13 protein-coding genes, 1 tRNA gene and 1 riboswitch are annotated in these 13940 nt (G+C 66.7%); of the genes, 6 read left to right on the top strand and 8 right to left on the bottom strand.

Features of this window, described 5'->3' with window-relative positions; all coding sequences use genetic code 11:
• Positions 1-11: 11 nt before the first annotated feature.
• The 3 genes from cpaB to Pla123a_RS11250 all read right to left on the bottom strand — a co-directional run bounded on the left by cpaB (position 12) and on the right by Pla123a_RS11250 (position 2344).
• Positions 12-1049 carry a Flp pilus assembly protein CpaB gene (gene cpaB / locus Pla123a_RS11240; RefSeq protein ID WP_146586932.1) on the bottom strand — a complete coding sequence of 346 codons (1038 nt, stop codon included), beginning with the start codon at positions 1047-1049 and terminating at the stop codon, positions 12-14.
• A 258-nt stretch (positions 1050-1307) separates the two neighbouring features.
• A complete protein-coding gene (locus Pla123a_RS11245) occupies positions 1308-1883 on the bottom strand; it encodes an A24 family peptidase (RefSeq protein WP_146586934.1) in 576 nt (191 codons plus the stop codon).
• 284 nt (positions 1884-2167) lie between these two features.
• Positions 2168-2344: a Flp family type IVb pilin gene (locus Pla123a_RS11250; protein ID WP_146586935.1), complete on the bottom strand. Its 177-nt coding sequence runs from the start codon at positions 2342-2344 to the stop codon at positions 2168-2170.
• A gap of 233 nt (positions 2345-2577) precedes the next feature.
• A riboswitch (cyclic di-GMP riboswitch) is annotated at positions 2578-2662 on the bottom strand.
• 274 nt (positions 2663-2936) lie between these two features.
• On the opposite strand from Pla123a_RS11250, the gene Pla123a_RS11255 reads away from it, so the two are divergent.
• Together Pla123a_RS11255 and Pla123a_RS11260 are read left to right on the top strand one after the other, a co-directional pair.
• Complete coding sequence (locus tag Pla123a_RS11255; RefSeq protein WP_146586937.1) at positions 2937-3788, top strand: hypothetical protein; 852 nt, start codon at positions 2937-2939, stop codon at positions 3786-3788.
• Positions 3789-3798: 10 nt separating this feature from the next.
• Positions 3799-4818 carry a DUF362 domain-containing protein gene (locus tag Pla123a_RS11260; RefSeq protein WP_146586939.1) on the top strand — a complete coding sequence of 340 codons (1020 nt, stop codon included), beginning with the start codon at positions 3799-3801 and terminating at the stop codon, positions 4816-4818.
• Between the two features lie 42 nt (positions 4819-4860).
• Here the strand turns inward: Pla123a_RS11260 and Pla123a_RS11265 are convergent, their stop codons facing one another.
• Positions 4861-5238, bottom strand: a complete 378-nt coding sequence (locus tag Pla123a_RS11265) for a hypothetical protein (RefSeq protein WP_146586941.1) — start codon at positions 5236-5238, stop codon at positions 4861-4863.
• A 14-nt stretch (positions 5239-5252) separates the two neighbouring features.
• A complete protein-coding gene (locus Pla123a_RS11270; RefSeq protein ID WP_146586943.1) occupies positions 5253-5945 on the bottom strand; it encodes a hypothetical protein in 693 nt (230 codons plus the stop codon).
• Between the two features lie 217 nt (positions 5946-6162).
• Between Pla123a_RS11270 and Pla123a_RS11275 the strand changes: the two genes are divergently transcribed.
• Entirely contained in the window at positions 6163-7071 is a 909-nt protein-coding gene (locus Pla123a_RS11275; RefSeq protein WP_197527878.1) for a right-handed parallel beta-helix repeat-containing protein, read from the top strand.
• Between the two features lie 17 nt (positions 7072-7088).
• On the opposite strand, the gene Pla123a_RS11280 is transcribed toward Pla123a_RS11275, so the two are convergent.
• Positions 7089-8075 carry a lysylphosphatidylglycerol synthase transmembrane domain-containing protein gene (locus Pla123a_RS11280; RefSeq protein WP_197527879.1) on the bottom strand — a complete coding sequence of 329 codons (987 nt, stop codon included), beginning with the start codon at positions 8073-8075 and terminating at the stop codon, positions 7089-7091.
• Between the two features lie 153 nt (positions 8076-8228).
• Between Pla123a_RS11280 and Pla123a_RS11285 the strand changes: the two genes are divergently transcribed.
• Together Pla123a_RS11285 and Pla123a_RS11290 are read left to right on the top strand one after the other, a co-directional pair.
• Positions 8229-8301 (top strand) — tRNA-Ala (locus Pla123a_RS11285).
• 240 nt (positions 8302-8541) lie between these two features.
• Positions 8542-9891, top strand: a complete 1350-nt coding sequence (locus tag Pla123a_RS11290; RefSeq protein ID WP_146586949.1) for an MFS transporter — start codon at positions 8542-8544, stop codon at positions 9889-9891.
• Between the two features lie 382 nt (positions 9892-10273).
• Here Pla123a_RS11290 and Pla123a_RS11295 read toward each other — a convergent pair whose 3' ends face one another.
• Entirely contained in the window at positions 10274-11812 is a 1539-nt protein-coding gene (locus Pla123a_RS11295; RefSeq protein WP_146586951.1) for a YifB family Mg chelatase-like AAA ATPase, read from the bottom strand.
• Positions 11813-12001: 189 nt separating this feature from the next.
• On the opposite strand from Pla123a_RS11295, the gene Pla123a_RS11300 reads away from it, so the two are divergent.
• The gene (locus Pla123a_RS11300) at positions 12002-13378 is read left to right on the top strand and encodes an arylsulfatase (RefSeq protein ID WP_146586952.1); all 1377 of its coding nucleotides are present in this window, start codon (positions 12002-12004) and stop codon (positions 13376-13378) included.
• Between the two features lie 3 nt (positions 13379-13381).
• On the opposite strand, the gene Pla123a_RS11305 is transcribed toward Pla123a_RS11300, so the two are convergent.
• On the bottom strand, positions 13382-13918 hold the full coding sequence (locus tag Pla123a_RS11305; protein WP_146586955.1) for a DUF1697 domain-containing protein: 537 nt from the start codon (positions 13916-13918) through the stop codon (positions 13382-13384).
• Positions 13919-13940 lie beyond the last annotated feature (22 nt).

Raw genomic sequence — 13940 nt, forward strand, 5'->3', positions numbered from 1 at the left:
TATTCGCGTCGCTACTCTCCGTCGAACTCGATCGGAAAGTCTTCCATCGAAGGGGCGTCATCGGCGGCCGACGACGCTCCCCCCGACCCCGATCCGCCGGAGTCGGACGAGTTACGCTTGTCGTTGTAATCGCGGAGCGGCTTGCCGGTGTTCGCGTCGAAGTACTCGACGGAAACCTCGTCGGCCATCACGATCTCGATTTCAAACGGCGGCCGCTCCTTGGCGGTCCGCTTCATCATGCTCAGGACGCCGCCCAAGAAGCTCCCCTTCGGCCCCTCCTCGACGGCGGTCTCGTCGCGGGCCTGCTCCTTCTCACGGTCGTTCTTCTCGACGGCGCCGTCGAACAGCTGGTCGAAGTTGATCGCCGAGTCCATTGCAAGCCCCTCGTCGTTGGGGTTGCGAGGGATCAGCGACAACTCGCCGATGTGCTGGGCGAAGTCGATCTTGGTGGCCTGCTCAGGCGTAACCAACAGCGAAACCGTCTTCGGAATGGTGCGGGCCTCGCCGTCGCCGGACCGCTGAACGGCCTGCTCGATGGCGAACACGCGGATGTTCTGCAGGAAAATCTTAGTGGCCGCTTCGCTGATGCCGTTGCGGGGGTCGGCCCGCACAAACAGCTGGATGTCGACCCGGTCGCCAGGGCTCAGCAGGCCCGCCGCGCTCTTCTCGGCGTCCACGCTGATCGTGGAGAGCCGCATGTTGGGCGGCACCGAGCTGAGCGGGTCGGCCTGCTCGCCCTGGGCGAGCAGCTTAGCGTCCAGAATCGGCTCGCCGGCGATGATGTTGGTCCGCGGGCGGCGGCCTTCGAGGTCCTCGAGCGACGTCAGTGCGCCGGGCGGGACCTTGTCCTTCGGCCACTCCTGCAACGAGATCATCGTCGCGTCGATGGGGTCGCCCAGGTTGATGTTGTGCAGCGCGACATAGATCGAGGTGGTCTCGACCGAGGGCCCGCGGGACTTGTTGCCTTCCATCACCTGGCTGATGCCAATGGATGCAACCAGGCCACAGCCGAGCGCAAGCGCAAGAAGTATGAGAGATTTAGGTCGCATGACACCCCCCGGGCAGTCGCTAATGACGCTCGATGACGCGGCTGGCGCCGCGGCTCGAGGCGGTGAGTACCGGTGACGGCACGGCGGTAATAACCACCGCCATCGGGCCTCAACGGTTTCTTCGGCAGGACCGGTGCAGCCGGTCCAGTTAATTTAGGCGGCCCACTGCGGTCACCCCGCAACTGGCGTTGGGCGCCCCGCTAGCGGGGCGCCCTCGGCCGGTTGAATCAAATCGTACGCGTCGCTCGGAGACCCGGATCAGACAAGCATCCCGGCCCAGCCAAAGTAGGCGATGGTGCCGATCGCGATTGGGATCCCGTAGGGCAGGAGCATCATCCGCGGCTTGCGTTCAGCGGCGATCTCGGCGAGCTTCTCTGGGTTCTTCACGCTGAGGATCTCGTTCCAGATCATCCAGAACTGACCGTGGTGCTTGTCCCAACGCTTGTTGGTCAGCACCATGCCGACGGCGATCACGCCACCCACCACGGCCGAAACCGCGAATGAGTAGAGCGTCACGGTGCCCCAGACCCAGGCGCCGATGCCGGCCATCAGCTTGACGTCGCCGGCGCCCATGCCGCCGATCGCGTAGGCCGGCAGCAGCAGGGCCAGGCCGACCGCGGTGCCGATCAGGCTGTAGACCAGGCCCTCCCAGCCGGGGTACGGGCTGAGCGTGGCGCTCCACACCCAGCCGCTGATGATCATCGGGAAGGTAATCCAGTTGGGCACCTTGAGCTGCATGCCATCGATGACAGCGGCGACGACCAGGGTGACCGTGACAAACCAGACCGGCCAATTGGCGACCACCGCCTCGGCGAGTTGTGAAGCATCAAACATGGCGCAGATTCCGTCTTCAGCGTGTAAGTTGTTGTTCGTGTACCTAGGGCGACCGCTCTGCCGCCGCCGCTGCGCAAAGGTAGCACGCGATCCTCCGAGGCAACCCACCGAGCACCCTGATTGCCCAACCTTCCCTACCCGACTCTCGCGACCCTGACGGTTGGCGGGAGGCTGCGGGTCGGAACGGTTGTGCCGGCGCCGGCGGCGGGCGTAAAAAAACCCCTCGCCCGTGGACACGGGCGAGGGGAATAACTTGCTCGGGCAAACAAGTAGGGCGATAGCCGTTAGCTACCAAGCTGGGTCGCTACGCTGTTGAACGTAGTGTTGGCGTTGGTGCCGATCGACTGGATGGCCGTCAAGCAGACGATGACGATGAGTGCGAGCATAACCGCATACTCAACCGCCGTGGGGCCATCTTCCGACTTGAGGAACTTCTGGACCTTGGTTGCGAACTTCTTCATAGTAGCTTCCTCCGGATTCGCGGGCCGACCGTGTGGTCATGCCCTACTTGTTGACGGGAGTTTCAAGGCTCCCGGTGGATGAACCTGCCGTCAGCTCCACGGCCGGTTGGCCGTGGTGAGCTCACCAGATGCTGGCGGCGAAGTCCTAAAAATTTAACGATCCTGCGTAGTCACCCTGCGCGAGGCGTTTCCTTACTACAACCAATCGCGGAAACGATTTGGTCGCAACTTCCATCGGCAGCCAGGCTGCCAGCAAGCGTTGCTCACTGGCCCTTAGCTTTGCGTCCCGGACTCGCGTCCGGTTTGCCCTTCTCGTGGACGAAGACGCTGGCAAGCTCGAAGTCGGTGGGCGTGGGCCACACGGGCTCACGTGAAAAGGTAGGTTTGATAAGCGGTGGGAAGAGTTAGCGTCAGGAGATTTTTTGGTTCGGCGTGTCGGCCGTTTCCTCTGACACTTGAAACCTATGTCAGTTTCTTCCGGAGTCAAACAAACCGCCCAAAAATTTCCCATCCCGCAAATAACCCCGGGATTTGGGCACTTTCCCGCAGCTTTTCCCCCGCCCCACAGGTCTGCCTGGACGAAATAGAAGCCATGAGCTGGACCGCAGACCTTACAGAACGCGTCGTGAAGGCGATCCCCGGCGGGTACGCGGCGGGCGGCCCGGTCGCCTCCGAGCCGATGGCCTGGGCGGCCGTCTGCCTGGCGGAGCGGGGTCGCGTCAGGGAGGCCCGGCTTGCCGGCGACTGGCTGGCAAAAACCCAAGCACGCGACGGTTCGGTCGGCGTGACCGGCCAGGAGCCGACGCCCGCCTGGCCAACCGGCCTGGCGATGCTAGCTTGGCGGTCGGTCGAAGCGGTCCTCCACAAGGCGGTCTACCAGGACAACATCCGACGCGCCGCCGACTGGGCGTTGGCGGCCGAAGGCCGCACGGTTGAACGGAAACGCCAGATCGGCCACGACACGACCATCGTCGGCTGGTCGTGGGCGGCCGACACCCACTCCTGGCTCGAGCCGACCGCCTTCTTTGTGAAAGCCCTGACCCGCATTGGCTACGGAGACCACCCCCGCGTGCAGGACGGCGTGCGGCTGCTCGTCGACCGACTGCTGCCGGCCGGCGGTGCGAACTACGGCAACACGATTGTCCTCGGCCAGGAACTGCTGGCGCACGTCCAACCGACCGGCATCGCCCTGTGGGCGTTGGCCGAGACCCCGGCCCAGAGCCCGCTGATTGAGAAGGCGATCGAGTTCCTTGACGCCAGCGTCTCGGCCGACACGACGACCGCCTCGCTCAGCTACGCCGTGCTGGGGCTGACCGCGCAGGGCCGCCGCCCCGCGGCGGCCGACGCCTGGCTGCACGCGGCCTGCGACCGCGAGCTGTCACGCGCGACCAACCTCTACAAGCTGGCGCTCCTCGCGAACGCCAGCCCCGCAAGCACCACGTAAACCGCCTGCCATGTCCGCCCACGACAAGAGCTTGATCGATCGCCGCTCGCTCCTCGGCCTCGGCGGCCTGGCCGCCGCCGGTCTGGTCGCCGTGCCCGCCATCGAGAAGATGCGGAAGAGCCAATCCCCGGTGTTCATCGCCAAGGGCAAGACCTACCAGAGCGATCTCGCGGCGACGATCCGAGACGGCCTGCTGGCCTGCGACGTGCAGGCCGGCTCGTTCAAGGGCAAGCGGGTGTTGCTGAAGCCCAACCTGGTCGAGCCAACCCGCAAGTCGCCCCACATGACGACCCACCCGGCGATGATTGTCGCGGCGGCTGAGGTGTTCCGCGGCTGGGGCGCCGAGGTCAGCGTCGGCGAGGCGCCCGGCCATGTCCGCGACACCGAGATGGCCCTGGTCGAATCGGGCGTCGGCGAGGCCCTGAGCGACGGCGGGCTGAAGTTCGCCGACCTGAACTACGAGGAGGTCGGCTGGCGCCGCAACCGAGGCAAGTACAGCGGGCTTAAGGGGATCTACCTGCCCAGGTCGGTGCTCGAGGCCGACGTGGTGGTCTCGATGCCGAAGATGAAGACGCACCACTGGGTCGGCGTGACCTGCGGCATGAAAAACATGTACGGCGTGATGCCCGGCATCAAGTACGGCTGGCCCAAGAACGTCCTGCACCACAACGGCATCCCCCAGACCGTGGCCGACATCAACGCCACGATGACGCGGACCATGACCATCGTCGACGGCATTGACTGCATGGAGGGCGACGGCCCCATCCTCGGCACGATGAAGCACATGGGCCTGGTGGTGGTCGGGGCCAACCTGCCGGCGGTCGACGCCACGGTTGCGAGGATTATGGGGCTCGACCCTACGAAGATCGAGTACCTGCAGCTCGCCTCGCACTACCTCGGGGCCATCGACGACGACTACCTGGTTCAGCGCGGCGAGAACTGGCGGGAACTGGTGTCGCCGTTCCACATCCTCGACGAGTCGCACCTGCAGAAGCTCCGCGCGACGCCCGAAGGCGACCTGGTTTCGTAGCGCGTCAATGCGGCCGATAGGATGCGGCCCAAGTTGGTTTGCTTACTCCCCCACGCCGGGGTCGGCCTCGTCTTCGAGGTCCAGCACGTTGCGCCGCGGGGCGAACGCCCTCCCCTGCCGCAATTCCAGGCCCTGCTCCGCGATCGCCTCGGCAACCCAGCCGCACGCGTCGACCTCATCGCGGGTCGCCCAGCTCGCGTCCGCCGCCAGCAGGCTTGCGCCGCAGTGCGGGCAGGGCAGGTCGTCGCCGGCTAACGGCTGCGGCGGCTGGGTCAGGTTTGCGTCCGGCCAGACGGAGTCGCACTCGTCGCACAGGACCACGATCTGGTTGCACCCGCCGCACTTGCGCAGCCCGAGCGGGCCGGTCGAGCAGACGCGGCACTCGCCAATGAAGCACATCGGCTCCGGTGAATCGCCCATGCCGCTATCCTTCGCTAGGGTATTAAGGGGTAGGACGTAATCAGCTTGCGCCCGACCAGGACCATCTGCAGGTGATGGGCGGCGGGGTGGCCGCGACGCTCGCCGCTCTGTCCCCCGACATAGCCGATACGACGCCCCATATCGACGACATAGATTGTGCGGTCGCCCTCCTGGCGTTTGCGAGTGTGGTCGCCGTCCAGCGCCATGCGGTACGCCTCGTCGACGAGGTCGACAATCGTCTGCACGTCGTCGCTGTCGAAGACCCCGTGCTGCCCGGGCCGGTCGGGGTCGTCCTCGGCGTGCGCCATCAGGTGCCGCAGGTGGTGCCCATGCTGGGTGCCCCGGGAGTAGGTCAGCCCCGCCGGCGAGGTGTAGGTCTCGCGGTCGCTGCGGATCAGGTCTTCAACGCTCGAGCCACCCGACTTCGGGCCGCCGGACCGCGAGGCCTCTCCCTGGCGATTGGGGGTGGGCGGCGCCTTGCCGCCGCCCGACGGATTCCCGTCCCGTTCCGCTGCCGGGCCGCCCGACGGGTAGGCGTGAACCCCGGGAAGATCGACTCCCCAGGAGGCCTCGAGCGTGGGCTCTAAGAACAGGTAGCCACCGATCAGCAAGCACCCGACCAGCAGCAGCGGTGTCGGCGCCCTGCCCTTGCCCGTGCTGAGCATCCGCTGCAGCACGCGGGCGATTGATTCGATCTCACGGCTCATGGGCGTTGCGGGTTCCTCTTGGTAGTCGTCTGGCCCGGGCAAGGCGTGCTGGCGCCAGCACAATTATCGTCGATCCCAGCGGGTGTGTCGATGCTGCCGACATCGGGCTGGAGGCCCCATGTCGCATCTTCCGATGCAATCGATACGAACGCCGCCCGCGCGACGCCCGCGTACTAGCACGCCTTGGCCTTACCGCCCCGAGACAGGAATCGAACCAATGAAACGCCTGCTGCGAGTCGCCTGCTGGGCCGTCGCCCTCCTGCCAGCCCTCAGCAGTGGGCGTGACATCTACGTCAACAACCTGGCCGGCGACGACCGCCTGTCGGGGCTGAACCAGGAGCTGTCGGGCGACCACGGCCCGGTCGCCAGCATCTGCCGGGCTCTGAAGATCGCGGCTGCGGGCGACCACGTGATTGTCGCCAACACGGGCGAGCTTTACCGCGAGCAACTCTCCGTGTTCGGGTGCAACCTGCGCGGGTATGAGGACCGCCCGCTCACCATCTCCGGCAATGGGGCGACCCTCGATGGGACCGTGATGGCCGCCGACGGTTCCTGGCGGCACGTCGACGGCGACGTGTTCGCGATGTCGCCGCGGCGGCTGACCTTCCAACAGCTCTTTAAGGCCGGGTCGCCGCTGGCGCGGGTGCGGGTCGCGTCCGCGACCGACGCCGATCAAGCCCTGCAGCCGCTGCAGTGGGCCATGACCCAGAACGAGATCCTGCTGCGTGTTGACCGAGGCCGGCTTCCCGAGCAATACGAACTCCGCCACGCCGGCATGCAGACCGGCATCACGCTCTACAACACCCGCCATGTCGTGGTGGAGGACTTCGTCGTCCAGGGCTTCCAGCAGGACGGCGTCAACGCGCACACGCTGGTCAACGACTGCGTGCTCCGCCGGATCGAGTGCCGCGCAAACGGCCGCAGCGGCCTCAGCGTCGGCGGGGCGTCCCGCGTGCTGGTCGAAGAGTCGGGCTTCTACGACAACGGCCGTGCCCAGGTGCGGGTCGAGGGGCACGCGAAGCTGACCCTCGACGGCTGCGAACTCGACGACGACCAGGACGCGGCGCCGTACCTGCTGCAACGAGGCGACCTCACCATCGACGGCGAGCGTCTACAGAGTCGGTAGTCCGATCACGGCGGCAATCAGGCCGCTTCCGGCTGTGATTCGACCTCGGCCAAGGTGCGTTTGACGAGCGCCTGGTGCGTGAGGTAGTAGGGCGCCGTGATGCAGGCGACGCACACGGTAACCAGCCGGTACCCAAAGGCGACGAACGAGCCGTTCCCAAAGCCGGCGCCAAACCACTGGTAGAAGTAGTCGAGCGTCCCCTCAACCGCGCCGAGTCCGGCGGGGAAGATCGGGATCGAACCCGACAAACACGCGAACGGCACCATGAAGGCGTGCGCCAGCCAGCCCGGAGATTCGAGCGGCAGCCCCTTGGCGACCAGGTAGTAGCAGCTCACCAGCACCAAGTGCCCGACCACGCACATCCCCAGGGCCATAAACAGGTAGCGCGCCCCCGCGCGGTAGTCGGACCAGCACCAGAGGCTCTGCGAGAGCACACCGCCGACCAGGGGCAGCCGCTGGACCCTCGAGATCAGGGCCGGCGAAACCACCCCAGGCGCCAGCAGGACCGCCAATACCAACGGGGCCCCAACCGCCACCCCCACGGCTATCCAGCCTGCAACCTGAGCGTCCATCGGGAGCGGCGGGCCAAATCTCCGCACGAACAAAAACCCGAAGGCGGCGAACCCCAGCAGCGACACCAGCGCCAACGCCCGATCGACCACCACGGTCGTGATGGCGGCGGTGCGGCGTCCCGGCCGGTCTCGTGCGAGAACGGCCGCTTTGAACAGGTCGCCGCCGACCGAGCCGGGGCTAACAAAATTCAGGGTGAAGCCAAGCGAGCCAAGCCGCAGCGCCTCGCCGACCGACAGCGGGACCCCGGCCGCCAGCGCGACGATCCGCCACCGCAGGAACGACAACGCGGTCGTGAAGCAGGCCCCTAAAAACGCCAGCAGCAGCATACCCCAGCGCTTTTCACCGGCGACTAGCTCGTGAAACTTGTCATTCTGTTGAGCGTGCCAGGCGAGCCAGCCGATAATCAGACCACCCACCAGCAGTTTCACCACGGTGAGGGCGTGTCGGAGCGCTAAAGACCGTTTTTGAGGCATTGGCGAGCAGGCGTTGACAGTCGGCGGAAAGCCTGATTTACTGGTGGTCTGGGTTGGGGGTTCGCCCCCAGGCCATCGTGTCCCCGCATCATTGGGGAACCACGAAAACCCGGGGGATTAGCTCAGTTGGGAGAGCGTTTGGCTGGCAGCCAAAAGGTCAGCGGTTCGAGCCCGCTATCCTCCACTCACCCCGCCGCGTTGCAAATCGGCTTGTTGCACGACGGCCCGTTACCAGTGGGGCCCGTTATCAGCGGCTTGCTTCCACTGGTGCTCCTGTTAGCAGCTCCATCAGCCCTTGCCATGCAAGGGCTTTTTTTGTGGCCCACACCTGTCGCGGTCCCGCCCCCTTCGGCCGCGCTAGCCGCCAGTCGCGGACCACCACCACGTTGGCTGCCATAGTGTAGCCCACAGCCGCCCCGCCGCCGTGCCCCTACCATCCGCAGAAGCCTCACCGCCCGACCCCCTGACCTCCACCGGCCTGCACTGGCGGTTGTCGGTCATGATGGCGCTGCAGTGGGCCACGATCGGCGCCTGGACGGCCACCCTGGCCACGTACATCGGCGCCAACACCCAGCCCCTGGGCGACGCGATCTTCGGGGCCTCGTTTGTGGGAGACATCGGCGCCGCGGCGGCGTTCGGAGCCTTGTTCTCTCCCGTGCTGTGCGGGATTCTGGTCGACCGCTGGTTCAACATCGAGCACGTTCTCTCGGCGCTGAACATCCTTGCATGCGGGCTGCTGATCGCGATGTCGTTCGCGGATCAACAGGGCCTGTTCTTCATGATCTCGGTCGCGTACTACCTGGTCTACGCGCCGACCGGCGCCCTGTGCAGCAGCATCGCGCTCCGCAGGCTGCCGAACTCCGCCCGCGATTTCCCCCGCGTCCGCGCGATGGGAACCGTCGGCTACATTGTGTCCGCCAGCCTGGTCGGGCTGTGGCCGCTGCTGACCGGGCACAGCATCGAGGCGACCGTGGTCCCGATGTGGATCGGCGGGGTCGTGCACGCCGCCTACGCGGTCTACGCGCTGACGCTCCCCCTGACGCCGCCGGAGGAGACCGAGTCCGGTGGTCAGTTCAGCGGCGTGCAGAAGTTGTGGCGTAGTCGCGGGGTGCTGCTCTTTCTGGGCTTCTCGGTGCTGGCGGCGATCCCGTTCCGCGGCTACGAGTCGTTTATCAACCTCTACCTGAATCAGAACGACTACACGTTTCCGGCCTGGGTGCAAACCTTCGCCCAGTACTCCGAGGTGCTGGTGATGGTGGCCATCCCACTGCTCACCGCCCGCTTCAGCCTCAAGAGCCTGCTGCTGGTCGGCGTGCTGGCCTGGGCGGCCAGGTTCGCCCTGCTGGCGTTCTCTAACGGAGCCGCCTACCCGTGGATGACCTACACCGCGATCATGCTGCACGGCTTCAGCTTCGTGCTGGTGTTCATCCTCGGCCAGCTCTACATCGACCGCCTGGCGCCGGCCGGCGCTAGGGCTTCGGCCCAGGGCATGCACGTGCTGGCCGTGTTCGGCATCGGCACGCTGATTGGTTCGCGCCTGACAGGCTGGGCGCAGTCGGTTTGGCTGACCCCGCTGGGCGTCGATCCCCCGCCCTACGAGTGGCAGAAGTTCTGGCTGCTGCAGTGCGGCGTGAGCCTGGCCGCCGCCGCTATGTTCGCAATCTTCTTTATCGAGACGCCCCTCACCACCGGCGACGCATCCGCCAGCCCCCAACCGCCCGAGCCCGGCCCGGAAGAACTCGCCGAGGCCGAGGCCCACAACCCCACCGCGTAGCCCCCGCCCCACCCCGGATCCGGCGCCGGGGTTTTGTTCCATTTTCGTTGTGTCCAAAGAGTTGTGTCCAAAAACACGAGCGGAGGGGACAAAACTCGGTCCAATCTCTCTGCCCGGATCGCGTTTCACGCTGGTATCACAGCGTTAGGGCGCCCGAGACCGTGCGGCCCCGGGGGGTTTTGTCCGCTAGGTCGCCACGTTTTGTCTCCTGCATCGGTGAGCAGCCGCCAAGACCCAGCCCCAACATCCCCCCCACCAACCGCGCAGCAGCTTCCCCAGCCCACGGCGCCAGCCGTGGGACAAACCGGGGGAAACGGCGTACTTGCACGCCCCCCATTAAACCGCGCCAGGTGGCCTCATTTCTACAAGAATCACCTGCCCACTAGCTCCACAGCTTCCGGTCCAGCATCCGGTAGTTCACCGCCTCGCTGATGTGCTCGGCGCCGATTGTTGCGTCCCCCGCTAGGTCGGCGATGGTTCTCGCCACCCGCAGAACCTTGTCGTGCGCCCGGGCCGACAGGCCGAGGTGGTGCACGCTCTCCCGCAGCAATTCCGCGCCCCGGGCTTCGAGCCCACAGTAGCGGCGGACCTCCTGCGGGCTCATCGTGGCGTTCGTCACAGCCGCGGTCCCCTCGAACCGCCGCATCTGCACGCGACGCGCCTCGGCAACCTGGTCGCGCATCGACGCGCTGCTGGTGCCCTCCACACTCGACGAGAGCTCCTGGTACTCGACCGCTGGCACCTCGATGTGCAAATCGATGCGGTCGAGCAGCGGGCCGGAGATCTTGCTCATATAGCGTTCGACCTGCATCACCGAGCAGTGGCACTCGCGTCGCGGGTCGTTGCGGTAGCCGCAGGGGCACGGGTTGAGCGAGGCAATCAGCATGAAATCTGCCGGGAAGCGGTTGCTGGCCAGCGCCCGGCTGATCGTGACGTGCCCGTCTTCGAGCGGCTGGCGCAGCACCTCCAGAGTCTGCCGGTTGAACTCCGGCAGCTCGTCCAGGAACAGCACGCCGTGGTGCGCGAGGCTGATCTCGCCGGGCGAGGGGGTCGAGCCCCCTCCGACCAAGCCGGCGTTGCTGATCGTGTGGTGCGGCGCCCGGAACGGCCGCTGGGCCATCAACGCCTGCCCCTCCTCCAGCCGGCCGACCGCGCTGTAGATCCTGGTGGTGTCGATCGACTCGTCGGCCGACAGGTCGGGCAGGATTGTCGGCGCCCGCTTGGCGAGCATCGTCTTGCCCGACCCAGGTGGCCCGAGCATCAGCAAATTGTGGTTGCCGGCCGCGGCGATGGTCATCGCCCGCTTGGCCATCTCCTGGCCGCGGACATCGGCGAAGTCGACGCTGTAGCCGCCGTGCACGGCGAACAGCTCGTCGACGCGGCACGGCTGGGGCTCGATGTCGATCTGCCCCGCAAAGAACCCGGCCGCCTGCGCCAGGCTCTCAACGGCGATCACCTCCAAGCCCTTCACAACCGCCGCCTCCGGAGCGTTCTGGTGCGGCACCACCAGCCCCCGCACGCCAGTCTGCCGCGAGGCCGCCAGCGCCATCGACAACGCCCCCTTCACCGGCCGCGTTGCGCCGTCGAGCGCCAACTCACCGACCACGGCGTAATCCCGCAGCCGCTCGGGCGGCACCTGACCGCTGCCCGCCAGCACGCCCAGCCCAATTGGCAGGTCGAACGAAGCGGCCTGCTTGGGAAGCTCGGCAGGGGCGAGGTTGATCACAATCCGATCGTGCGGCCGGACGAAGCCGCTGTTCACCATCGCCCGCTCGATGCGGTGCGTGCTCTCACGGACCGCGGCCTCGGGGAGTCCTACGAGGATCGTCTTGGGGACGGCGCCGGGCGAGACGTCCACCTCGGCCACGACCGGCAGGGCGTCAATTCCTAGCAGGCTGTAGGTGTGCAACTTGGCAAGCATGTTCTGGCCCTCCGGGGATACTGTACACGCGGACAGTATGCCGCGACCGGGCGGGCGATGCAAGCAGTTTTCTCGTAGAAACCGCAACCCACCGTGCGTGCCCCCGGGCACGCCCCCTGTTGTAGCCTCTATACTGGGTCCATCTCGAGTTGAGTTGCTCCTCTCCGCCTCGCCACCTGAGCGTGCTTAATGATCTTGCGATTTCTCGTTCCCGGCCTGCTGCTGACCGTGGCATTCTGGTCCTGCCTGCCGAGCTCCGCGGCTGCCGAGGGCTCTGGCGCCAAGCGCCCCAACATCGTGTTCATCATGGCCGACGACCTCGGCTTCGCGGACCTCGGCTGCTACGGGCAGCGAGTGATCCAAACGCCCTGCATCGACCGGCTGGCTGCAGAGGGCATGCGGTTCAGCCAGTGCTACGCGGGTTCGACCGTCTGCGCCCCGTCGCGCAGCGTGCTAATGACTGGGCTGCACACCGGGCACACCACCGTGCGGGGCAACAACGGCCTCGGGGGGGTAGTCGGTCTGGGCGGCGCGAAGGGCCGCGTCCCGCTGCGGGAAGACGATGTCACGGTGGCTCAGGTCTTGAAACAGGCGGGCTACGCCACCGGGATGGCGGGCAAGTGGGGCCTCGGCGAGCCCAACACCTCCGGCGAGCCCGGCAGGCAGGGGTTCGACGAGTTCTTCGGCTACCTCAACCAGCGCCGCGCCCACCACTACTACCCCGACTTCCTCTGGCACAACCAGCGGCGGGTCGAGTTGCCGGGCAACGCCGGGGGTCGGCAGCAAGCGTACTCACACGCCCTGATCATGGACCACGCGCTGCGGTTCATCCGCCAGCACCAGCACGGGCCGTTCTTCCTGTACCTGCCGATCTGCCTGCCCCACGACGAGTACGAGGTTCCCTCAACCGATCCCTACCACAATCCAGCCTGGACCGAGACCGAGCGGGCGTACGCGGCTATGGTTTCGCTGATGGACCGTGATGTCGGGCGGGTCGGCGACCTGCTGGAGGAGCTCGGCCTGGCCGGAAACACGCTGCTGTTCTTCTGCTCCGACAACGGCGCCGCCCTGCGGTTCGAGGGCCGCTTCGACAGCAGCGGCCCGCTGCGGGGCGCCAAACGAGACATGTACGAGGGGGGCATCCGCACGCCAATGATTGTCCGCTGGCCGGGAAAGATTGAAGCGGCAAGCGAGAGCCAACTCGTGTGGAGCTTCGCCGACGTGCTGCCGACACTGGCCGACGCGGCCGGGGCCGAGCCGCCGGCCGACCTCGACGGGCAGAGCGTGCTTCCGACGCTGCTCGGCGGGCCGCAGGACCTCTCCGATCGCCTGCTGTACTGGGAGTTCTTCGAGGCCGGTTTCCAGCAGGCGGCGCGGCGCGGCAAATGGAAGGCGGTGCGTCCGGCGGCCGACAGTGAACTCGAGCTGTACGACCTCGATGCCGACCCGGGCGAGGCCAACAACGTCGCGGCCCTGCACCCTGAGGTGGTGCGGAGCTTCGAACAGCAATTCCAGACCGCCCGCACGCCTTCGCCCCACTGGCCCGCGCCCGGCGATCAGCAGTAGCAGCTACCCGCGGCACAATTCCTGCAACTTGAGCACGGTGTTCCAGTTGCGGGCGGTGGCGGCGACCTTCAGCGACCGCTCGGCTCCGGCGGCGAGCTTCGAACGGCCGATCCCGTCGGGGGCGTGTAGGAAGAACGCGCCGTCGGAGATCTGCCATGCCTCGGACTTGGAGCGGGCCGCGTCGAGCGCCGCAAGGTCGGCGTCCTTCGGCGCTGCTTCCAGGAAGTAGAGGTGCAGCGATTTTGGCTCGGCGGCCGCCGCGGGGAACGGGTTCGCTGCGATCAGCGCGGCGAGCCGCGCAGCCGAGAGCACGAGCGTAGCGGGCCGGAAGCCGTGGGACGCGTCGACCTGATCGGCGATGTCCTTTGCGAGTCGCCCGGCGTCCTTGCGCGTCGATTCGAATACCGCGTTGCCACTCTGGATGTACGTGCGGGCGTTCTTGCAGCCGAGCGACTCGAGCCCCGCCGCCCACTCCGTCATCGGCAGCTTGTTCTTGCCGCCGACATTCACTCCGCGGAGCAGGGCAATCCAGGTCGCCAAGGGCAGACTCCAGAGGGGAGAT

This window comes from Posidoniimonas polymericola, from assembly GCF_007859935.1.
Taxonomy (GTDB): Bacteria; Planctomycetota; Planctomycetia; order Pirellulales; family Lacipirellulaceae; genus Posidoniimonas; species Posidoniimonas polymericola.

Excerpts from the sequence above, each read along its gene's own strand:
- Pla123a_RS11255 (WP_146586937.1), top strand. The coding sequence starts at position 2,937 with ATGAGCTGGACCGCAGACCTTACAGAACGCGTCGTGAAGGCGATCCCC.
- Pla123a_RS11250 (WP_146586935.1), bottom strand. The coding sequence starts at position 2,344 with ATGAAGAAGTTCGCAACCAAGGTCCAGAAGTTCCTCAAGTCGGAAGAT.
- Pla123a_RS11270 (WP_146586943.1), bottom strand. The coding sequence starts at position 5,945 with ATGAGCCGTGAGATCGAATCAATCGCCCGCGTGCTGCAGCGGATGCTC.
- Pla123a_RS11275 (WP_197527878.1), top strand. The coding sequence starts at position 6,163 with ATGAAACGCCTGCTGCGAGTCGCCTGCTGGGCCGTCGCCCTCCTGCCA.
- Pla123a_RS11245 (WP_146586934.1), bottom strand. The coding sequence starts at position 1,883 with ATGTTTGATGCTTCACAACTCGCCGAGGCGGTGGTCGCCAATTGGCCG.
- cpaB (WP_146586932.1), bottom strand. The coding sequence starts at position 1,049 with ATGCGACCTAAATCTCTCATACTTCTTGCGCTTGCGCTCGGCTGTGGC.
- Pla123a_RS11265 (WP_146586941.1), bottom strand. The coding sequence starts at position 5,238 with ATGGGCGATTCACCGGAGCCGATGTGCTTCATTGGCGAGTGCCGCGTC.
- Pla123a_RS11260 (WP_146586939.1), top strand. The coding sequence starts at position 3,799 with ATGTCCGCCCACGACAAGAGCTTGATCGATCGCCGCTCGCTCCTCGGC.
- Pla123a_RS11300 (WP_146586952.1), top strand. The coding sequence starts at position 12,002 with ATGATCTTGCGATTTCTCGTTCCCGGCCTGCTGCTGACCGTGGCATTC.
- Pla123a_RS11295 (WP_146586951.1), bottom strand. The coding sequence starts at position 11,812 with ATGCTTGCCAAGTTGCACACCTACAGCCTGCTAGGAATTGACGCCCTG.